Below are 266 nucleotides of genomic sequence, written 5' to 3'. Positions count from 1 at the left end.
CAAAATAGATACGATAATCGCCGGTGTCATCATGGTCGTTGGAGTAAGCGATAGCTCCATCCTGCACAACAACGGTGTAGTTTCCTGACTCGCTCAGCTCCAGGCGATCAAAGCGGACAACGCCGTGGGCAACTTTACTGTTTACGAAGATACCGGAAGGGCTGTAGATCTGTACGAAAGGAGCAAAGTCAGTACCAGATTCGTCGGTAATGTGCAGTGTGACTTCTTCACCGGCACTACCTTCAAACTGCCAGGTATCGATATCA

Annotated in this window: 1 protein-coding gene; it reads right to left on the bottom strand. The window is 49.2% G+C overall.

Going from position 1 to position 266, the window contains the following annotated elements; genetic code table 11:
* Nucleotides 1–266 (bottom strand): hypothetical protein (locus ACXAG2_RS20925; RefSeq protein ID WP_474870266.1); only part of this gene is annotated, 266 nt, incomplete at both ends.

The sequence above is a fragment of the Alteromonas sp. ABH4_456 genome (assembly GCF_056160645.1).
The sequence above is the reverse complement of the archived record's forward strand: the minus strand, read 5'-3'. Positions and strand labels throughout refer to the sequence as shown.